The 17,195-nt window shown below is 62.0% G+C and carries 15 protein-coding genes and 1 pseudogene; 12 read left to right on the top strand and 4 right to left on the bottom strand.

The annotated features are described in order from the left end of the window. Window positions 1-112 precede the first annotated feature (112 nt). From QRX41_RS01960 to QRX41_RS01920, 9 genes are all read left to right on the top strand, one after another. Window positions 113-1,477, top strand: a complete 1,365-nt coding sequence (locus QRX41_RS01960; protein WP_313838332.1) for a C1 family peptidase — start codon at window positions 113-115, stop codon at window positions 1,475-1,477. A gap of 145 nt (window positions 1,478-1,622) precedes the next feature. Next, window positions 1,623-2,783: a 3-deoxy-7-phosphoheptulonate synthase gene (locus QRX41_RS01955; RefSeq protein ID WP_313838330.1), complete on the top strand. Its 1,161-nt coding sequence runs from the start codon at window positions 1,623-1,625 to the stop codon at window positions 2,781-2,783. Continuing rightward, window positions 2,764-3,984 carry a 3-deoxy-7-phosphoheptulonate synthase gene (locus tag QRX41_RS01950; protein ID WP_313838328.1) on the top strand — a complete coding sequence of 407 codons (1,221 nt, stop codon included), beginning with the start codon at window positions 2,764-2,766 and terminating at the stop codon, window positions 3,982-3,984. The genes QRX41_RS01955 and QRX41_RS01950 overlap by 20 nt, the downstream gene beginning before the upstream one ends. Window positions 3,985-4,048: 64 nt before the next feature. Further along, window positions 4,049-4,783, top strand: a complete 735-nt coding sequence (mtnN, locus tag QRX41_RS01945) for a 5'-methylthioadenosine/S-adenosylhomocysteine nucleosidase (protein WP_313838326.1) — start codon at window positions 4,049-4,051, stop codon at window positions 4,781-4,783. Window positions 4,784-5,163: 380 nt separating this feature from the next. Further along, on the top strand, window positions 5,164-5,685 hold the full coding sequence (gene rplJ / locus QRX41_RS01940) for a 50S ribosomal protein L10 (protein WP_045924838.1): 522 nt from the start codon (window positions 5,164-5,166) through the stop codon (window positions 5,683-5,685). A gap of 103 nt (window positions 5,686-5,788) precedes the next feature. Further along, window positions 5,789-6,169, top strand: coding sequence for a 50S ribosomal protein L7/L12 (gene rplL / locus QRX41_RS01935; RefSeq protein ID WP_045924837.1), 381 nt, complete (start codon window positions 5,789-5,791; stop codon window positions 6,167-6,169). Between the two features lie 367 nt (window positions 6,170-6,536). Next, window positions 6,537-8,111, top strand: a complete 1,575-nt coding sequence (locus QRX41_RS01930; protein WP_313838325.1) for a variant leucine-rich repeat-containing protein — start codon at window positions 6,537-6,539, stop codon at window positions 8,109-8,111. Window positions 8,112-8,119: 8 nt separating this feature from the next. Next, window positions 8,120-11,830, top strand: coding sequence for a helicase (locus tag QRX41_RS01925; protein ID WP_313838323.1), 3,711 nt, complete (start codon window positions 8,120-8,122; stop codon window positions 11,828-11,830). Beyond that, window positions 11,830-12,063, top strand: a complete 234-nt coding sequence (locus tag QRX41_RS01920; protein ID WP_313838321.1) for a hypothetical protein — start codon at window positions 11,830-11,832, stop codon at window positions 12,061-12,063. The genes QRX41_RS01925 and QRX41_RS01920 overlap by 1 nt, the downstream gene beginning before the upstream one ends. A 9-nt stretch (window positions 12,064-12,072) precedes the next feature. On the opposite strand, the gene mscL is transcribed toward QRX41_RS01920, so the two are convergent. The 4 genes and pseudogenes from mscL to QRX41_RS01905 form a co-directional block, all read right to left on the bottom strand. Further along, window positions 12,073-12,600, bottom strand: coding sequence for a large conductance mechanosensitive channel protein MscL (gene mscL, locus QRX41_RS01915; RefSeq protein ID WP_313838319.1), 528 nt, complete (start codon window positions 12,598-12,600; stop codon window positions 12,073-12,075). Between the two features lie 505 nt (window positions 12,601-13,105). Further along, window positions 13,106-13,444: pseudogene (locus QRX41_RS08450) on the bottom strand (SAF domain-containing protein); the annotation flags it as partial. Window positions 13,445-13,516: 72 nt separating this feature from the next. Further along, entirely contained in the window at window positions 13,517-13,729 is a 213-nt protein-coding gene (locus tag QRX41_RS01910) for an FmdB family zinc ribbon protein (protein ID WP_024626815.1), read from the bottom strand. A 101-nt stretch (window positions 13,730-13,830) separates the two neighbouring features. Next, window positions 13,831-14,508 (bottom strand): 5-formyltetrahydrofolate cyclo-ligase, encoded by a 678-nt coding sequence (locus tag QRX41_RS01905; protein ID WP_313838317.1) that lies wholly within the window; start codon window positions 14,506-14,508, stop codon window positions 13,831-13,833. An 80-nt stretch (window positions 14,509-14,588) separates the two neighbouring features. Between QRX41_RS01905 and QRX41_RS01900 the strand changes: the two genes are divergently transcribed. The 3 genes from QRX41_RS01900 to groES all read left to right on the top strand — a co-directional run bounded on the left by QRX41_RS01900 (window position 14,589) and on the right by groES (window position 17,179). Next, complete coding sequence (locus QRX41_RS01900) at window positions 14,589-15,242, top strand: GNAT family N-acetyltransferase (protein ID WP_313838315.1); 654 nt, start codon at window positions 14,589-14,591, stop codon at window positions 15,240-15,242. Window positions 15,243-15,345: 103 nt separating this feature from the next. Further along, window positions 15,346-16,707, top strand: coding sequence for a hypothetical protein (locus QRX41_RS01895; protein WP_313838313.1), 1,362 nt, complete (start codon window positions 15,346-15,348; stop codon window positions 16,705-16,707). Window positions 16,708-16,885: 178 nt separating this feature from the next. Continuing rightward, complete coding sequence (groES, locus tag QRX41_RS01890; RefSeq protein WP_015022393.1) at window positions 16,886-17,179, top strand: co-chaperone GroES; 294 nt, start codon at window positions 16,886-16,888, stop codon at window positions 17,177-17,179. Window positions 17,180-17,195: the final 16 nt, after the last annotated feature.

The raw sequence follows: 17,195 nt of genomic DNA, 5'->3' as shown, positions 1-17,195 counted from the left end.
AAAGGCACAGTTGTCCACATCATCCGCCAGGCGAACCCATGAGGACCGATTCCCGCTATGCTGAATACAGGGATGCAGATACATCCGCATGAAAGGAAACAGGACAGACCGTATGACATCAGTACTGACACCACTGGATCAGACCCGTTTGGAGGGCCTGCGCACCGCCTTCGATGAGCGCGAGGCCAACCATGTCGCCATGAATGCCGTCACTCAGGTAGGCATTGACGAAGTGGCCCACAACTATAACCGCTCCCGTCTGCTCCAGCACCGTTTTTCGGTCAGCATCGACAATGGCACGGTCACCTCGCAGGCGCACTCTGGCCGCTGCTGGCTCTTCAGCTCGCTGAACGTGGCCCGATTCGTGGCCCGCAGGACTCTGAACATCGATGGTGAAAGCACCGCCAACCCCATGGGCGACTTCGAGCTGTCCCAGAACTATGCCATGTACTTTGACAAGCTGGAGCGCGTCAACTACTTCCTGCGCGACGTGGCGGCTCTGGTGCGTGCTGGCGAGCCTGTGGACTCCCAGCTCATGCGCTTCCTGATGGGCGATGTCATGGGCGATGGCGGCCAGTGGATCATGGCCATGAACATCTATAAGAAGTACGGCGCAGTGCCCAAGCAGTTCTATCCCGAGACCGCTTCCTCCCAGAACACCAGCCAGATGAACGATCAGCTGCGTCGCCTGCTCCACCAGGCCACGGCTCACATGGTGGCCAACCCGGACGGGATCGACGAGATCATTGATCGGACCCTGGAGGCCGGGCACCGTATGCTGACCATTCATCTGGGCACCCCGCCCACCAGCTTCGACTGGGAGTGGACCGACAAGGACGGCGTCTTCCACAGGGATGGGCGGATCACCCCACAGGAGTTCTGGAAGCGCTACGTGAATGCCGGACTTGAAGACTATGTCTGCCTGGTCGACGATCCGCGCCCCGAGCACCCCAAGGGCCGCAAGATCGGCATCGAACATCTGGGCAACGTCGCTGGCGGCGATCCCACCGAGTACCTGAACGTTCCGGTGGAGGTCATGAAGGACTGCGCCCGTCGCCTGATGAGCGAGCAGGGCCTGCCGGTCTGGTTCGGCGCCGACTGCCACCCCATGATGGACCGCAAGGCCGGTCAGTGGGCCACCGACCTGTTCGAGTACGGCCGGGTCTACGGTGTGGACTTCGACATGGACAAGGAGCAGCGGGTGCGTTTCGGCGATTCTGCCCAGAACCATGCCATGGCATTCGTGGGCGTGGATGTGGCCGACGACGGCCGGACCACCAACCGCTGGCGGGTGGAGAACTCCTGGGGCAGGGACATTGCCAACAAGGGCTACTTCACCATGAGCGACGACTGGTTCAGCCAGTATGTCTATGAGGTGGCCGTGCCCAAGTCCATGCTGCCCGAGGAGTATCGCCAGGCCTTCGACCAGGAGGCTATCATGCTGCCCGCCTGGGATCCCATGGGCGCCCTAGCCTGAGCAACGTCACCAATTTATCCATTGAGCTGTTCGTTCCCGTGGTCTGCATGGATCGCGGGAACGGACCGTCCGCATCGGCCCGGACGCGGATGGTCATAAGGAATTCGGGCAAGATCGTCGAAGTACGACAGAGAGGAGAGCGACCGTGGCATTCGTCAAGGAACCGGATATCATCCCGGAAGAGGAGCGGCAGTATTTTGCCGATACGGCCGTCTTTCCCGAAACAGTGGACGTCAACATTCGTCAGCTGGATCCCATCCCGGCCCCCAGGGTCTTTCTGCGCTCGCGGCCCCTGGATCCGGAGCGTATGGGGTTGGTGCGGGACTCCCGTCAGGCCATTCGGGATGTTCTGCATGGCCGGGACGACCGGCTGCTGGTCATCACCGGCCCCTGCTCAGTTCACGACCCGAAGGCTGCTCTGGAGTACGCCCGTCGTCTGTCGGCCGTCAATGAGCGGTTGAAGGATCGGCTGCTGATCGTCATGCGGGTCTACTTTGAGAAACCCCGGACCACGGTGGGCTGGAAGGGGCTGATCAATGACCCCGATCTGGATGGAACATTCAACATTCGCAAGGGGATTCGCCTGGCCCGTCAAGTGCTCTGGCAGGTTCTGGGACAAGGGATTCCGGCGGCCACAGAATGGTTGGATCCCATCACCCCGCAGTATCTCTCCGACGCGGTCAGCTGGGGGGCCATCGGTGCTCGGAACACGGAGAGCCAGGTCCACAGGGAACTGGCCAGCGGCATGTCCATGCCCATGGGTTTCAAGAATTCGACCGAGGGCAGCGTACAGGCAGCGGTTGATTCCTGTCTGGCCGCAGCATCCGAGCATCACTTCCTGTCCATCAACCTGGACGGCCATGTCATCGCTGCCGAGACCAGGGGCAATCCAGATTGTCACTTGATTCTGCGCGGTTCCAGTCATGGCCCCAACTATGATTCGGAGTCCGTCCGGACCGCCCTGGAGGTCATGCATCAGGCTCCGCTGGGCCCTGGTGCCTGTCGGGGGCTGATCGTCGACGCAGCCCATGGCAACTGTGGCAAGGATCCAGTGCGTGAAGCCCAGGTGGTTGAAGAGCTGGCAGACCGTCTCGCCAAGGGTGAGCAGGGTCTGTCAGGCATCATGATGGAAAGCTTTCTTGAGGGCGGTCACCAGAAACCGGCCCCGCTGGATCAGCTGGTCTTCGGCCGATCCGTCACCGATGCCTGCATTTCCTGGGACAGGACCGAGGAACTGCTGCAGATCCTGGCCGATGCCGTGCAGGCTCGTCGGGGAAGGAGAAGGCATGAGCCGGATCAAGGATGAGCCACAGGAGCCTTTGCCCCGACCCAGCAAGGCCTACGAGGTTGAACTGGTGCACAAGGCGCTGGCGGCAGGCGTCAACCCCCTGCAGACCGGGAACGTGCCCAGGTGGGAGGACGAGGTAGGCATAGGCCGGATCGTCAACAGGAGGGTCTTTGAACTTGACCGCCTGCCTTCGCCCGCGCAGATGCTGACCAGATATCCCTTGGACGGGTCGGCCAAGGATCTGGTCATCCGCTCCCGGCAGGAAATCGTGGACTGCCTGCATGGGCGGGATGATCGGTTGCTGGTCATTGTGGGTCCCTGCTCCATTCACGACCCCGATGCCGCCCTGGACTATGCTCGTCGTCTGTCGGCCGTCAACGAGCGGTTGAAGGATCGGCTGCTGATCGTCATGCGGGTCTACTTCGAGAAGCCACGGACTACGGTCGGTTGGAAGGGCCTGATCAACGACCCCGACCTGGATGGCAGCTATAACATCCAGAAGGGTCTGGTCCTGGCGCGGCGCATTTTGCTGGGTGTGCTGGAAACCGGACTTCCGGCTGCTACGGAATTTCTTGAGCCCACATCGCCGCAGTACATTTCCGATGCGGTCAGTTGGGGGGCTATTGGCGCACGGAACACGGAGAGCCAGGTTCATCGGCAGCTGGCCAGCGGCATGTCCATGCCCATCGGCTTCAAGAACGCCACGGATGGCAGCGTGGATGTGTCCATTGATTCCTGCTATGCGGCCTCTCAACGCCATACCTTCTTCGGAATAGACCATGAGGGTCAGGCTGCGGCAGTGGCGACCATGGGCAACCCAGACTGTCATCTGGTCCTTCGCGGCTCCAAGTCCGGCCCCAACTATGATCAGGATTCGGTGCGGGCAGCCCTTGCCGTGCTGCGCCAGCGCATGCCTGAGGACAGCGCGGCTGCCTACGGACTGCTCATCGATGCTTCCCATGGCAATTCCGGCAAGGACGAGCGGCGCCAGATCCAGGTTGTCCATGAGCTGGCCAAGCGGATAGGCGACGGTGAGGAAGGCGTCACTGGCCTGATGATGGAGAGTTTCATACGTGGAGGCAATCAGAAGCCGGCCCCATTGGACCAGCTGGTCTACGGGTGTTCGATCACCGACCGTTGCATCTCCTGGCCTGATACCCAGGACCTGCTGGAGGAGCTGGCAGGAGCCGTGGACCATCGTCGAAGCGCAACTCGTTGACTTGCGCCTGCAGTAGTCTGGTCGGGCTGCAGTTGCCAGTGGAATCTTGGATAAGGAGTCAGGTATGAACGAAGCGGATGCTTCCCCGAAGGGTGAGGATCGGCGGCCGGTTGCCGTCATCGGGGCCATGGATGAGGAGGTGGCCCTGATCGGTCGAGGTCTGCAGCAGGCGGATCAGGATCCCCAGGCTGGTGATGCTGGCCTGAAGGTCATATGCGGCACCCTGAATGGGTCACACGGCCCGGTTCGTCTGGCTGCCACCGTGGGCGGCATGGGCACGGTTAACATCGCCGCCACCACACAGTATTTGATCGATGCCTTCCATCCCAGGGCCGTTATCTTCTCCGGCATTGCGGGCAACCTGAACAAGGACCTGCACATCAACGACGTGGTTCTTGGCGGTACCCTGCGTTATTTGGATACCGACATGCGCTTGGTGGCCCAGTCGGCCCCCGGCACCGAGGAGTTCCACTCGGACCCTCACCTGCTGGATCTGGCAAGCCAGACCCTGGACTCCATGGGGATCAAGCACATCGTCGGCACCATTGCGACAGGTGACTACTTTGTGGACAGCCCGGAGAAGATCGCCGAAGTCAAGGAGCAGACCGGGGCCGACGCGGTCGAGATGGAGGGAGCGGCTGTCTGCCATGTGGCGGCCCGCAACAAGGTGCCAGCCCTGGTCATCCGCGCTCTGAGCGACAACGCCGACACCGACTACGAGGTCTTCCGGGAGTTCGACATCTCCGAATATGCCGACACGGCCGCCAGGCTGGTGCTGGGCATCGTGCGCGAGCTCTGAGCACAGGTCAGTACAAGGAGCCCTCAGCCGTGCAGCTTGGCGCCTATGGGCCTGCGATCCGATGGGTTGCGCCCGTCATGGCCTAGATGCCGTGAATCTGCTGTGGTTATGCAGTCCCCGAAGCTGGCTGGCTCCGAACTTGCCGTGCCTGTGAACTTGACGGCTGCACCCGACCTGTGTAATATTGCCCCTTGCATACCAAAGACCGTTGGTCGGGACCCTTGGGTCTCCTAAGTTCGGTTGATCGAGCCAGCACAGGTTGAGTTTCAAATCGGTCCTCGTGACCTGTTTTCTGCTCTGCCTGTCGGCAGGGCTTTCTTTTTTGCCTGTCATGCTCAGTCGCCCGGCTCCCTCCAGAGGTCTGTCTAGGAAGGAACGCCATGAAAAGGCCCGAAAAGGAAGAGGCTGTCGCCAGGCTGACGGACAAGTTCCGTGACGCCGACGCCATCATCCTCACCGAGTACCGCGGGCTCAGTGTTCCGCAGGTCGCCGATCTGCGAAACAAGCTAGGCCGCGATACTTCCTACAACGTGGCGAAGAACACGCTAGCCCGGATTGCGGCCAAAGAGGCTGGAATCGAGGGTCTCGATGAGATGCTTGCCGGCCCCTGCGCCATCACCTTCGTCAAGGGTGATTACGTCAATGCCGCCAAGGCGCTGCGTGATTTCGCCAAGGACAACCAGGCACTGATCGTCAAGGGCGGCTTCATTGATGGAGCTGTTGTTGACGCGGATGCCATGAAGAAGATCGCGGATCTGGAATCCCGCGATGTTCTGCTCTCCCGGATGGCCGGCGCGCTCAAGGGCACCATGTCCAAGGCCGCCAACCTGTTCGTCGCTGTGCCTACCAAGGCCGTGCGCACGTTCGACGCCCTGCGCGAGAAGCAGGAAAAGGCCGCCTGAGTCCACGGCCACTGGCCCGGATTCATACGGCAAACACAAAAAAAGATGTTCGGTGATCGGCCTACCAGTCAATGCCGGTCGCCACAAATGAAAGGAAGCCATTATGGCCAAGCTCTCCGCTGACGAGCTCATCGACGCGTTCAAGGAAATGACTCTGGTCGAGCTGTCCGACTTCGTCAAGAAGTTCGAGGACGAGTTCGACGTCGAGGCCTCCGCCCCCGTGGCCGTGGCCGCTGCCGCCCCCGGTGCTGCTGCCCCGGCTGAGGAGGAGAAGACCGAGTTCGACGTCGTCCTCTCCGCCATCGGCGACAAGAAGATCCAGGTCATCAAGGCCGTCAAGGCCATCACCAACCTGGGCCTGGCCGACGCCAAGGCTCTGGTTGACGGTGCCCCCAAGGCCGTCCTGGAAGGTGCCAAGAAGGAGGACGCCGACAAGGCCAAGGCTCAGCTGGAAGAGGCCGGCGCCACCGTCGAGCTCAAGTAGTCATCGGCTCTTTCTGAGCCCTTGCATGCTGGAAAGCCCTGTGCCGTCACCGACGGCCCGGGGCTTTCCCATATCCGGCCATGCCATGGGGGATGGGTGTGCCTATTTGTTCGGAGACTATCTGTGCGAGGGTGGACCACAGTGTCTGAATTGATTCATGGCAGGCAATGAACCACGTGCCGTTTTCGCAATCAGGTCTGCAGATGCTCCCGATCCTGACGGCTCCAAGTGCTGGGCTATGCCTGCGAACCTATCATGTGTCCTTTATCAGTTAATTCGGCACGCAATCAATCCTATCTCTGGGTTTCATGACAGAATAGGCGATAGTACCGAGTGAAGGCGGCTGCAGATTTGGGAGGTCGAAAACGTGAGTGACGATCGGCGACCGGGGCAGGTGTGGATAGTCAAGTTCAATGGGGCGGAAGAGACCCGGCTCAAGCCTGGCGAGACCGTCGAGATCGGCCGCAAGCCTCTGCGTCCGCTGGCCGATGACGGTCGGCGTCGTCTGGAGGTGCCCGATCAGACTAAATCCATGTCCAAGCGGCATGCCATTTTCGCCGTCGACCAGGACGGTCTGGCCACCCTGCGGGACATGGGTTCCACCAACGGCTCCTATCTGATCCAGTCCGACGGATCGCTGGTCAGGCTGCCTGTGGACGCCGCCTTCCCCCTGTCCAGCAGCTCGGCTCGCTTTCAGTTCGGTGATGTCCCTGTCGACTTCGTGCGCATCAACAATCCCGAAGAGGATAAGACCGATCCCTCGCCCCGGGTGCCCGACCTCTTCTCATACTCCACACAGCCCCGGGGCATGGTGGAGCCTGATGCGGCAGAAATGTCCGTCGATGACATTCTGGACATGCGCGCCGGTGAGCCCACTGGCATCTTCAAGGCCGACGGGGTCCGCAACCGGGTCACTGCCCTTCACGATATGGCCCTGGGCGCTGCCAAGACAGCCGATTCCTCCCAAGAGGCCGGCGGTGCTTCACCAGATAGTCCTGGAACTGCCCCAGCCGCTCGCAGTTCGGAGGGCAATCCGTCGTCGCCTTTCTCAGGAAGACCGGAGCCAGCAGATTCCCGAGGCCCGCAAGTTCGGTATTCTGACAATGCTGATTCAGCCGAGCATGGCCAGACCGGCAGGAGACCGGCCGATGTCGGCTCGGCTGATGGTCAGGGATCGTACCCTCGCAGGGCCTATGCCGACCAGCCGGATGATAGAGCATTCGAAGACCGCGAAGGTGATCGGCGTGGTGGCGAAGCCCGCCAGCCTCTGCCATGGCAGGAGCACGAATCCGAGCAGAGTCTGCCGCTGGTCGGCACTCGGCAGGAGGACAGCCAGCCGGTCGACCGTGATCTTTTCGCTGATGCTCGTCGTTCCCGTTCCGCTGAATCCGCCCCTGATCAGGATCGCTACGACCAGGATGCTCGCGATGCCCGTGATGATCGTCGTCATCGCGATGATCGTGCAGCTTCCGGCCGCAGGGGCTATGCAGATGGTCAATCTCGGCAAGGCCGGGGGAGGGAAGCGGACACCGCCCAGGGATTCACCCCGCTGGGAGCCGTAGAGCTGGCCCGCCTTTCCAAGAAGGAATCGGATCAGGCCCGACGTCCTCAGCCAGCGGATCAGCCGGATGATGACCAGCAGTATCAGCCGGCCTTCGAGCCCGGATCGGTCTTCGAGCGGGTCTCCAAGGGTGACTATGACCGTGGCCAGGAGGCCATCGTGGTGGACGGAATGAGCTCCGATGATGCCAAGCGTACTGGTGACTTCGCCCTGCAGTTCGCCATGGCCAAGCATCGCCAGCTGCTGCCCTTTCTGGCGATGAATCCGGCCCTCTATGATGATCTGTACGCCTGGTTGGAGGCTCAGGGCGACCAGGACATCGACGCGGCCCTGCGCAACAATGACGGGTATCACGAATATCTGAACGCCGTGCGGAAGTGAGTGGACGGATGAGCGAGACGGTAATGAGCACCGGGGGATCGGAAGAAGACAAACGGGCCGAAGATGCACAGGCATCAACGGCCGGGTCCTCCTCCGACCGTACGGCAGAAGAAGTCAAGGCCCCGTTGACTCCACTGGAGCGAATCCGGGGATGGCGCCAGGACTACCAGAACCAGGTGGGACTGACCCCACTGGAGAATGTGTCGCAACTGGCGGCGCAGATGGACCTCACGCACGCGCATCCTTCAGGCATTGCCCAGCTCTTCGCCAGCGGCCAGGTTCATCTGGATGCGCTTTTCCGGGACCGCGGCATGCTGCGTGCGGCCCACCGTCGCATGGAGCGGGTCCTGGACGATCAGGCCGCCAAGGAGCGCGCCAGCGGTTTCGCCCAGCTCTCCATGGTGGTAGGGGTGGCTGCCTGGCAGGGGCGCGACATGCCCGTACTGCTCTATCCCGTGCGCATCGATGAGAGCACACAGGGGGCCTCCAGGGCTTCCATCAGATTCACAGGCAAGGTGGATCTTAATCCCGCCTTGATCTCGGCCATGCGCGAGCGGGGCATCACCCTGGATCCGGAGCGTCTGTTTTCCGCCTCCCACTATCAGGGCGGCACCCCTGAAACCTCATCGCTTTTCAAGGACATGACGGCCCTGATCACGCCGCATATCAGCGACTTCGCCATTGAGCGGAAAATCGTTCTGGGGTGCTTTATCGAGCCATCGGCCCAGCTGCTGGGCGAAAGCCTTCGGATTCTGGATCGGATGACCGCTGGGTCCACCGGCAACGATCTGCTGGATGCCTTGGCTGGCGACCAGGCAGCCTCCGAGCGGCTCAAGGGCGGACCAGTGCCCGACTACAGCCCCTTCGATGCTGACCCTCACAGCGAGTTTGAGGCTGGAGATGTGGACAACCGGGTCCGTTATGCCGCCCAGCTGGTGGCGACCGGGCACAGCGTGCTTCTGGATGAGCAGACCGGCCTTCACAGCGCCGACGATGCCCTGGCCATCGCCTCGCGCTGCGTCACCGCCGGCAGGACCGTGCTCTATGTGCCCTGCGTGGTGGAGGAGAAGCGGCGTTTCCAGCATCGTTTGGGTGCTGCCGGGATGGCTGACATGGCCCTTGATCTGACCGATGACCAGCTGGGCAGGGTCCTGGACCAACGGCTGATCGATGCAGTAGGGTTCAAACCCGGCAAGGCCAGCGAGCATTTTGATCAGGTGGCTGACGAGCTTGTGGGTGTCCGCTCCCGACTGACCCGCTACCTGGGCGATCTGCATGGGGTGGATTCCAGCTGGGGGGTTTCGGCCTACCAAACCATTCAGAATCTGGCCAACATCGCCAATATGCCTACGCACCCTGCCACCCGTGTCCGTCTGGGCGCGGCCACCGCCCACGATCTGCAGCCCGATTTGGATACGTGGGCGGACAAGCTGGAGAGGGCTGCCGAGCTGGGCGAATTCGTCATCGGCCCCCAGGACACTCCCTGGTTCGGTGCCACCCTGGTCAACGAGAACGAGGCTGTGGACGCATACTCCCGTGTGGTTCGTCTTCTGCAACGGCTTCTGCCGGACACCCGTGAGCAGGTCAAGTCCACTGTAGAGACCTGCGGATTCCCTGTGCCCGCCACCGTCAAGGATTGGGGACGGCAGGTGGTGGTCCTCAAGAACCTGCGCCGGGTCCTGGATGTATTCCAGCCTTCCATCTTCGAGCGCGATATTCCCGCCATGATCGAGGCCACCAAGTCCAAGGCCGATCGCAAGGCCAATGGCACCAATCTGGGATTCTGGGAGCGTCGGCGTCTGGTCAAGGAGGCCAAGAGCCTGCTCAGGCCCGGCGCCCAGGTCGAGGATCTGCATGAGTCGCTGGTGGTGGTCTCCAAGCAGGCCGAGCAGTGGCGGACCTTCGTCCCCCACGGCGGCTGGCCGGTCCTGCCGCCCAAACTGGACGTCATCATCGACACGCAGGAATCCCTGATCCGCGACATGACAGCTCTGGACACCGTCCTGGACTCGACTCCGGCTGGCGGCGATCTGGAGACCATGGACTTCAACAAGGTGGAGGAGCGACTCAAGGCGCTCTTTGACGACCATACAGCCTTGGACACCTTGCCTGAGCGCTGCGCTTTGGAGGGTGAATTCAGCAAGGCCGGGCTGGAGGAGCTGGTCCAGGATCTGCGCAACCGCCAGGTTGAAGGCAAGGCGGTAAGGGCCGAGCTGCAACTGGCCTGGTGGACTACGGTCTTCGACGACATCATGCGCTCCTCGCAGATCATCTCCAACCAGGATGGCTCCGCCCTGTCCAACGCAGCCGACCGCTTCAGTCAGGTGGATGCCCAGCATGTGGCCAGCGTAGGGCCCATGGTTGCCCAGGAGAGCGAAAAGCGTCTGTCCGAGCTGCTCTTCTCGCGCACCCAGGAGGCCAATCAGCTGCACACCATGCTGGCCGGCAACCCCGGTGCCTCCCTTGCGGTCTTTCAACAGGCCCACCCCGGCATCCTGTCGGCGGCCAAGCCCATCATCATCGCGACTCCGGCCACGCTGGCAACCAGGACCAATCCGACACAGCTGGCCGACACGGTCATCATAGATGCCGGTGCCCATATGCCTTCCATCCAGGTGCTGACTGTGCTGGCTCGGGCCCGGCAGGTGGCGGTCATCGCCCACCGGTCCACCATCACTTCGGATGGCCTTTTGCAACTGGTCGACCGGCTGGTCCCGGTCACTGTCAAAGCCCGACCCTCGCGCCGTTCGATTCGGTTGGACGCCTTCCTGAAGGATCACGGCTATGGGGATCTGTCGGCACCCGTCCCCGATTGTCGGGAACCTGGCAGGGTGACCCTGACCAGGGTGGAGGGCGCTGGCGTCCCGGTCATGGCCACCGGTCTGGTCGAATCCAGCCAACAGGAGGTCGCTGCCGTTGTCGACATGCTCAAGCGCAGGGCCGGATCCTTCTCCCTGGTGCCGAACAGTTATCTGCTGACTGTGGTCACCCTGTCGGCTACCCACCGCTCAAGGCTGGGCGCCGAACTCAAGTCGGCGGCAGCCAAGGACAGGGTCTTCGCCAAGTTCCTGCGGCATGTACGCATCGTCGGCATTGACGAGGTCTGCGGCGCCCGTGCCACGGACGTGATCCTCACTCTGGGCTTTGCCAAGACCACCCACGGCCGTCTCCTGCAGCAGTTCGGCGATCTGGAGGGCGAAGGGGGCAAGGGCATGCTGCTGGATGCCCTGGTTCTGCCGGATCGGAATCTGGATATTGTCGCGGCGTTCTCTGCTGATGATCTGGAGGATGATCGTCTTCACCAGCCTGGACCGCGTCTGCTCAAGGAGCTGTTGACCTGGGTTGAGCATCCCGACGCGGAACCGGCCCGGCCCGAGCAGGCCGAGCAGTCCACTAATGTGCTCTTCCGGGATCTGGCCCAGCGGCTGCGGACCCGGGGGCTGGACGTGGCCTTGGATTACGGGTACGACCAGGCGCCCCGGATTCCGCTGGTGGTCGGGCTCAAGAACAAGCCCTTTGCTTTGGCCGTGCTGACCGATGACGCCGAGTTCATGCATACCCAGTCCACACGGGAACGTCACCGGTTCACCACTGAGGACCTGCAGTATCTTGGCTGGTCGGTCATGACCGTTTGGAGCGTTTCGGCCTTCGTCAACCCCGACAAGGAAGCCGACAGGATCGTCGCCCGCCTTGCCGATATCTATCAGCAGGCGCGTTGATGGCGGATGATCAGCTGGACCACGGCGATCAGGCCGGTGAGCCTGCGGCTTCGCGCCCGCGTCGGCATCGCCGCGTGGTGCGCCCAGGCAGGGAACGGTTCGATGTTGACGGCATCGAGGAGGATCCCCAGGACAGGATCTGTGCGCAGGATCGTCTTGACCGGGATGACCGGCGGATCCTGGGCGAGCTGCCGCCCCACTGGGGACTCTTCCCCAATGAGCGCGGCGACTGACTGCCGGTCCTAGTCCTGGCCTTTGTGCAGTCCGGTTCCGGCCTGTTGACTGTCTGAACCTGTTGACTGGTGGATGTCTTCGGCGATCTGGCGCAGCAGCTGAAGGGTCTGGTCCTGAGGGCTGGGTGCGTTGGGCTGGTCCTTGATGCCCGAGGCTGCCCGGCTCAACTGCCGCAGTTTGTTGATGGGCATGATGATGCAGAAGTAGACGGCGATGGCGATCAAGAGGAAGTTGAGCAGGGCCGTCAGAATGGCCCCAAAGGAGATGGTGGCGTTCCGGTAGCTGATGGTCAGGAGTCCCGACAGATCCGGTTTGCCGAAAATCATGGCGATCAGGGGGCTGATCAGATTGTTGACGATGGCGTTGACCACGCTGGTCACCGCTGAACCCATGACCACGCCCACGGCCATATCCACCATGGATCCGCGTGAGATGAACTGTTTGAACTCGCCCAGCACCCCCTTGTTGCTGATCTGCGAGATTTTGTGGACTGCTTCGGCGGTATCCTTGGCCGCCACCTGATTGATCGAGGCCATCCTGCATCCTTCCGTAGCCGATGTGAGGCATGGAGCGCCCATGCCTGCTTCTTCCTCCATTATCGCGGGCCCAGAATGGTTTCGGTTTTCCGACATGATCAGAGGGTGTCGGTGCAGAAGTGCTGTCGGGGCGGATGGCGATGACGGGTGTGGATGGATCCAGCGATAGCAAAAGCAGAGCCTGATTGGCATTCAGGGCGAAGACGGCCTGGGACGCTTGCCGGACTTGGTTGCCCTCCCGCTCTTCCGGCTCGGATCGGTCCCTGGGGATTGTCTGCGCTGGTTGTAGAGCCAGAGCTTTCTCGGCTATCATGCAGTGTCCGCCGCCTGAGGCCTGCCCGGAATTCGGCTGGACAGGGTGCGGGCCGGCATCAGCAGGGCAGTCCCCTGAAGCCAGCAAACTCACCTGGTCCCCAGCCTGCAGGTCTCCCGGATCGTCAGTCAAGCGGACGGTCACTGGAGTGGTCCCGGGCGGCTGTGTCGGTCTGGCGCTGATCATGGCCGTCGTTAGCGGTTGTCCCGTATGGACGCTGATCATCAGCCGCCGTCCACGGACTTGCCCATATGAAGAGATCAGGCCGGGCAGCCGCTCCCTGCCATGCAGGGTCCGCCTTTCAACCATGGCAGGTTCGATGGCTGATCCGCGTGCAATGGGCCGTGCGGCGACCAGTATAGACAGGCGGCCCTGGGCTTGGACCAGGATCTGCAGGGTACAGAACACTGCCAGCCCCAATGCCAGGGCGGTCCCCACACGCCTGAGCCGAAAAAGTCGCCGCCGGCGGGTCAGGGATCCGGCTGCCGATGAAGGCTTATCCTTCTTGCTGAAGATGGAAAAATCGACCATGCCCCCAGCCTGCCAGGTTCTTGGCCGGCCTATGGGTCTGCATGGTCGATGTGGTCGAATGTGCCTCTCGGTCTACTTGCTGCTTGTGGAGCTCGAAGAGGAGGATGAGGCTCCGTCGGTCCGGTAGAAGCCATGACCCTTGAACTCGATGGGCACTGCGGAGAAGATCTTACGGACCTGCTGTTGCCCGCACTTGGGGCAGATGGTGATGGGTTCGTCGTTGAAGGACTGCTCCTTGGTGAAGTCGTATCCGCAGTTCTTGCAGCGATAATGATAGGTGGGCACCGTTCTTTCCCTCCGCTGATGGTCGGTTCGCTCGACGATTGGTTCAATATCCAATATCCTAGTGGTGGCTTCGACCAGAAGAATCGGCACCGGGCCTCTCGTCAGCCTTGTTCATCACCATTATGGTCTGTGCCGGGCCTTCGTGACAGACCTGTGGCTGTGGGCGTGAAACCTGCAGGCGTCAGGACTGCATCCACGGGGAGATCATGGTCCAGATGGGGCAGAGGGGCTTCCACGAATTCGCTGGGCCAGCAGATGCCTACTACTGGGGTCCGGTCTGCACGCAGGGCCAGAGCACGGTCATACCAGCCGCCGCCCCGACCCAGGCGAATGCCGGCATGGTCGATGGCCAGCGCTGGCACCAGAATCAGATCGGCCGTACCCAAGGCCTGTGCCGGCAGGGCAGGCATATCGGGTTCGTCAGGCCGCCAACCTGGAATCCGCTTCATGTCACCCAGATCCTGCCCTGATTGCAGTCGTCCCCAACCTACTTCGGTGCCTGTACCCAGCATGGGGATGAGCACCTGGTCGCCCCGGCCTAGGAGGAGTTCCAGGCTGGGGTCCATGGCTATCTCCCCTCGAATGGAGGCAAAAGCAGCCACGGTCAGGCCTTGGCCGCCTCGGGAGCGTTCGACCCTGGCAAGCACCTGGCCTGCCAGCAGGTCGGCAAGCTTGCGGCCTGCGTCCAGGCATTGGGCCGGGTCGATACGCCGTCGGGCTTCAAGCAACCGGCCGCGTCGATCCTGCTTGTCCACATCGATGCGTTCCTGCTCGTTCATGCCCTCAGTTCTACCAGCAGGGGGCTCTCACTGGTGGACGCATGCCCGCCTCGGCTGCCGTTCGGTGAGAACATGGAATCATGTCGGTTCTGCATACCTTCCGCCAGGTCTGGCAGGGTTCCCGAGCCCGTTCGGACCATGCCCTGGATCTGCCTGATCGTCTGACTTCGCCCCCGGGCCATGGGGACTTCCTGCTGAGGCCCATCCGCGAGGGCGACCAAGCAGCCTGGAACGCGGTCCGATGGAGGAATCGCGATTGGCTGGCCCCATGGGAGTCAGGGGATCCCCGCCACGGACCTGGCATGACCTATGCCCAGTGGATGCAGGAGCTGGGACGTGCCCGGCAGGAGGGCACTTCAGCGGTCTTTCTGATGGAGTTTCATCAGAGCATCGTGGGGCAGATTTCCTTGGGTGCCATCCGCTACGGGTCCATGCGTACAGCGACAGCGGGCTACTGGGTGGACCAGGATTGGATTGGTCATGGGTTCGCGCCCCTGGCTCTGGCCATGCTGGCTGACTGGGCATTCAGAGACAGGAGGGGCCCCCATCTGCACCGGCTTGAGGTGGCGATTCTGCCAGAAAACGAACGGTCCCTGCGCGTAGTCCGGAAGCTGGGCATGGAGCCGGAGGGGCTGCGCCGCAGCTACATGTACGTCAACGGACAGTGGCGGGACCACCTGACCTTCGCCTGGATCAGTGACCAATTCGATCCGGATTTGCTGGCTCGTCTATGAGCTCCTGGGACGGACATGGTCGACACGCTGGGTTTGACTTGCCGCTTGGGGCATACCGTCAACTAACGTAGTACCTATGGTTTATGAATCACTCAGCAGCATCGTGGTTTTGGTGATTGCGGTGATTCTGGTGCTGGGTTGGCTGCCGTTTCGCACCGTCAAGGGCATGAAGCGGGCCTCGGAGCATCGCCAGGACAGGCTTTCCACCTCCCTGCACATGGTGGGTCGGGAAGACGGCATGAGGTTCTGCGACAGGCAGTCGAGGACGGTGAAAGGGTTGGTCATGCAGCAAGGGCAGCAGGATGGCAACCGGCGCAGTCAAGCCCAGCGCATCAAGCAGATCAGACAGTTGCGCCGCGCGGCCATACGTCGTCGTCGCATCCTGGTTCTTGCCCTCTTGGTCATCACCCTGCTGGTGGCCGGCTGCTCCTTCCTTGTGGACTACAGCCCATGGTTTACGCTGATTCCTCTGGCACTGGTAGTAGTGGTGTTGGCCGCCGGCGCGCATGCCTCGGCCCAGGCCCGGGCCTGGGAGCGCAATTTAGCCCAGCGGCGTGCCCGGCAGCGTCGTCAGCAGGCAGCCAGTCTGACTAAGAGCAAGACCTCCGGCAAACCCGGTCAGGCCAAGAGTGAGGGCCGCACGGAAACTGCCACGGATGTGTTGGACCAGGGCGAGATCCGTCGAACGCTGGCCCAGGCCAAGGCTGATCAGCAGGCAGCTCTTCAGGCCAGACAGCACAATTCCTCCAAGCCTGCAAATCCGGCAGTCGGCAGCAGTAAGACTCAAGGTTCGGCTGGGTCCGTCAAGTCGACCGAGAAGGCCGCTGCGCAGACCGGGCATGCGACGAGCAGGCCATCCGCTGCCAAGAAGGCCTCTGATCGGACCCCAGCCAAACAAGCGGCTTCTCGGCCGAAGGCTTCCAAACCGGCAACCACCAAATCTTCAACGGCCGCAAAGGCTGCCTCCAAGCCCGCAGCGCCCAAGTCGTCGGTGGACAAGTCCGCTGCCTCCAAGCCTGCAGCCCGGTCCGCCGCTGCCCAGTCAGGCAAGTCGGGACCAGTCTCTGGCAATGCGCGCCCAGCTTCGTCGGCCCAGGACGATGCCACTAATGAGCTCAAGCGCATCAGTCCCTCTCCGGCCTTGGATGCCTTCGGTATGGCGGCGGGCCAGGATCTGATCTCCTTCTCCCTGGGATCAGCCAGTGGCGAGGGATCGGACATGGATGGCAAGAAGAGCGAGGATGAGGGTCCTCACAGCCTGGAGATCAAGTCCACCCGGCAGGTCTCCGTGGCCCGTCCCCCTGAAAAGAAACAGGCGGATCAGAAGAAAGCCGACAAGCGGCCCGACGACTTTCACAAGCAGGAGATGCAGGCCCAGGTCGAGGCGCCCGACCGCAGCGAGGACTCCCTGTCCATCGGCGTGGAGGCCATCCTGGCCCGGCGTCGTCCGGCATCTAAGTCCTGAGGGGCCGATCGGGTATTGATCTTTCACCACCAGCGTTAGCACTCAAGTTGGCAGAGTGCTAATTTCGCGCTACTATGACTTGTAGCGCAAAGGAATGCGTGGTGAGTGTTCGTCAGCCTCTCATCGACGTTCCGGCGTGGGTTCATTGGCTGTTCTCACAAGATGTAGGAGGTCCACAGTGTCGATTTCACTCACACCGTTGGAAGACAAGATCGTCATCAAGCAGGCTGAGGCGGAGACCAAGACCGCTTCCGGGCTGGTCATTCCCGATACCGCCAAGGAGAAGCCCCAGCAGGGCGAGGTGCTGGCAGCGGGTCCCGGCCGTCGTGACGACAAGGGCGAGCGCATCCCCATGGATGTCAAGGTTGGCGACAAGGTTCTGTACTCCAAGTACGGCGGCACCGAGGTCAACTACGGCGGCGAGGACTACCTGATCGTGTCCGCGCGCGACGTTCTGGCCATCCTCAAGTAAAGAGAGGGTGATTGTG

Source organism: Bifidobacterium kimbladii, from assembly GCF_032193675.1.
Classification (GTDB): domain Bacteria; phylum Actinomycetota; class Actinomycetes; order Actinomycetales; family Bifidobacteriaceae; genus Bombiscardovia; species Bombiscardovia kimbladii.
This window is presented reverse-complemented; position numbering and strand designations above follow the sequence as displayed.

Excerpts from the sequence above, each read along its gene's own strand:
- QRX41_RS01960 (WP_313838332.1), top strand. The coding sequence starts at position 113 with ATGACATCAGTACTGACACCACTGGATCAGACCCGTTTGGAGGGCCTG.
- QRX41_RS01950 (WP_313838328.1), top strand. The coding sequence starts at position 2,764 with ATGAGCCGGATCAAGGATGAGCCACAGGAGCCTTTGCCCCGACCCAGC.
- mtnN (WP_313838326.1), top strand. The coding sequence starts at position 4,049 with ATGAACGAAGCGGATGCTTCCCCGAAGGGTGAGGATCGGCGGCCGGTT.
- QRX41_RS01900 (WP_313838315.1), top strand. The coding sequence starts at position 14,589 with ATGTCGGTTCTGCATACCTTCCGCCAGGTCTGGCAGGGTTCCCGAGCC.
- mscL (WP_313838319.1), bottom strand. The coding sequence starts at position 12,600 with ATGGCCTCGATCAATCAGGTGGCGGCCAAGGATACCGCCGAAGCAGTC.
- QRX41_RS01925 (WP_313838323.1), top strand. The coding sequence starts at position 8,120 with ATGAGCGAGACGGTAATGAGCACCGGGGGATCGGAAGAAGACAAACGG.
- QRX41_RS01920 (WP_313838321.1), top strand. The coding sequence starts at position 11,830 with ATGGCGGATGATCAGCTGGACCACGGCGATCAGGCCGGTGAGCCTGCG.
- rplJ (WP_045924838.1), top strand. The coding sequence starts at position 5,164 with ATGAAAAGGCCCGAAAAGGAAGAGGCTGTCGCCAGGCTGACGGACAAG.
- QRX41_RS01905 (WP_313838317.1), bottom strand. The coding sequence starts at position 14,508 with ATGAACGAGCAGGAACGCATCGATGTGGACAAGCAGGATCGACGCGGC.
- rplL (WP_045924837.1), top strand. The coding sequence starts at position 5,789 with ATGGCCAAGCTCTCCGCTGACGAGCTCATCGACGCGTTCAAGGAAATG.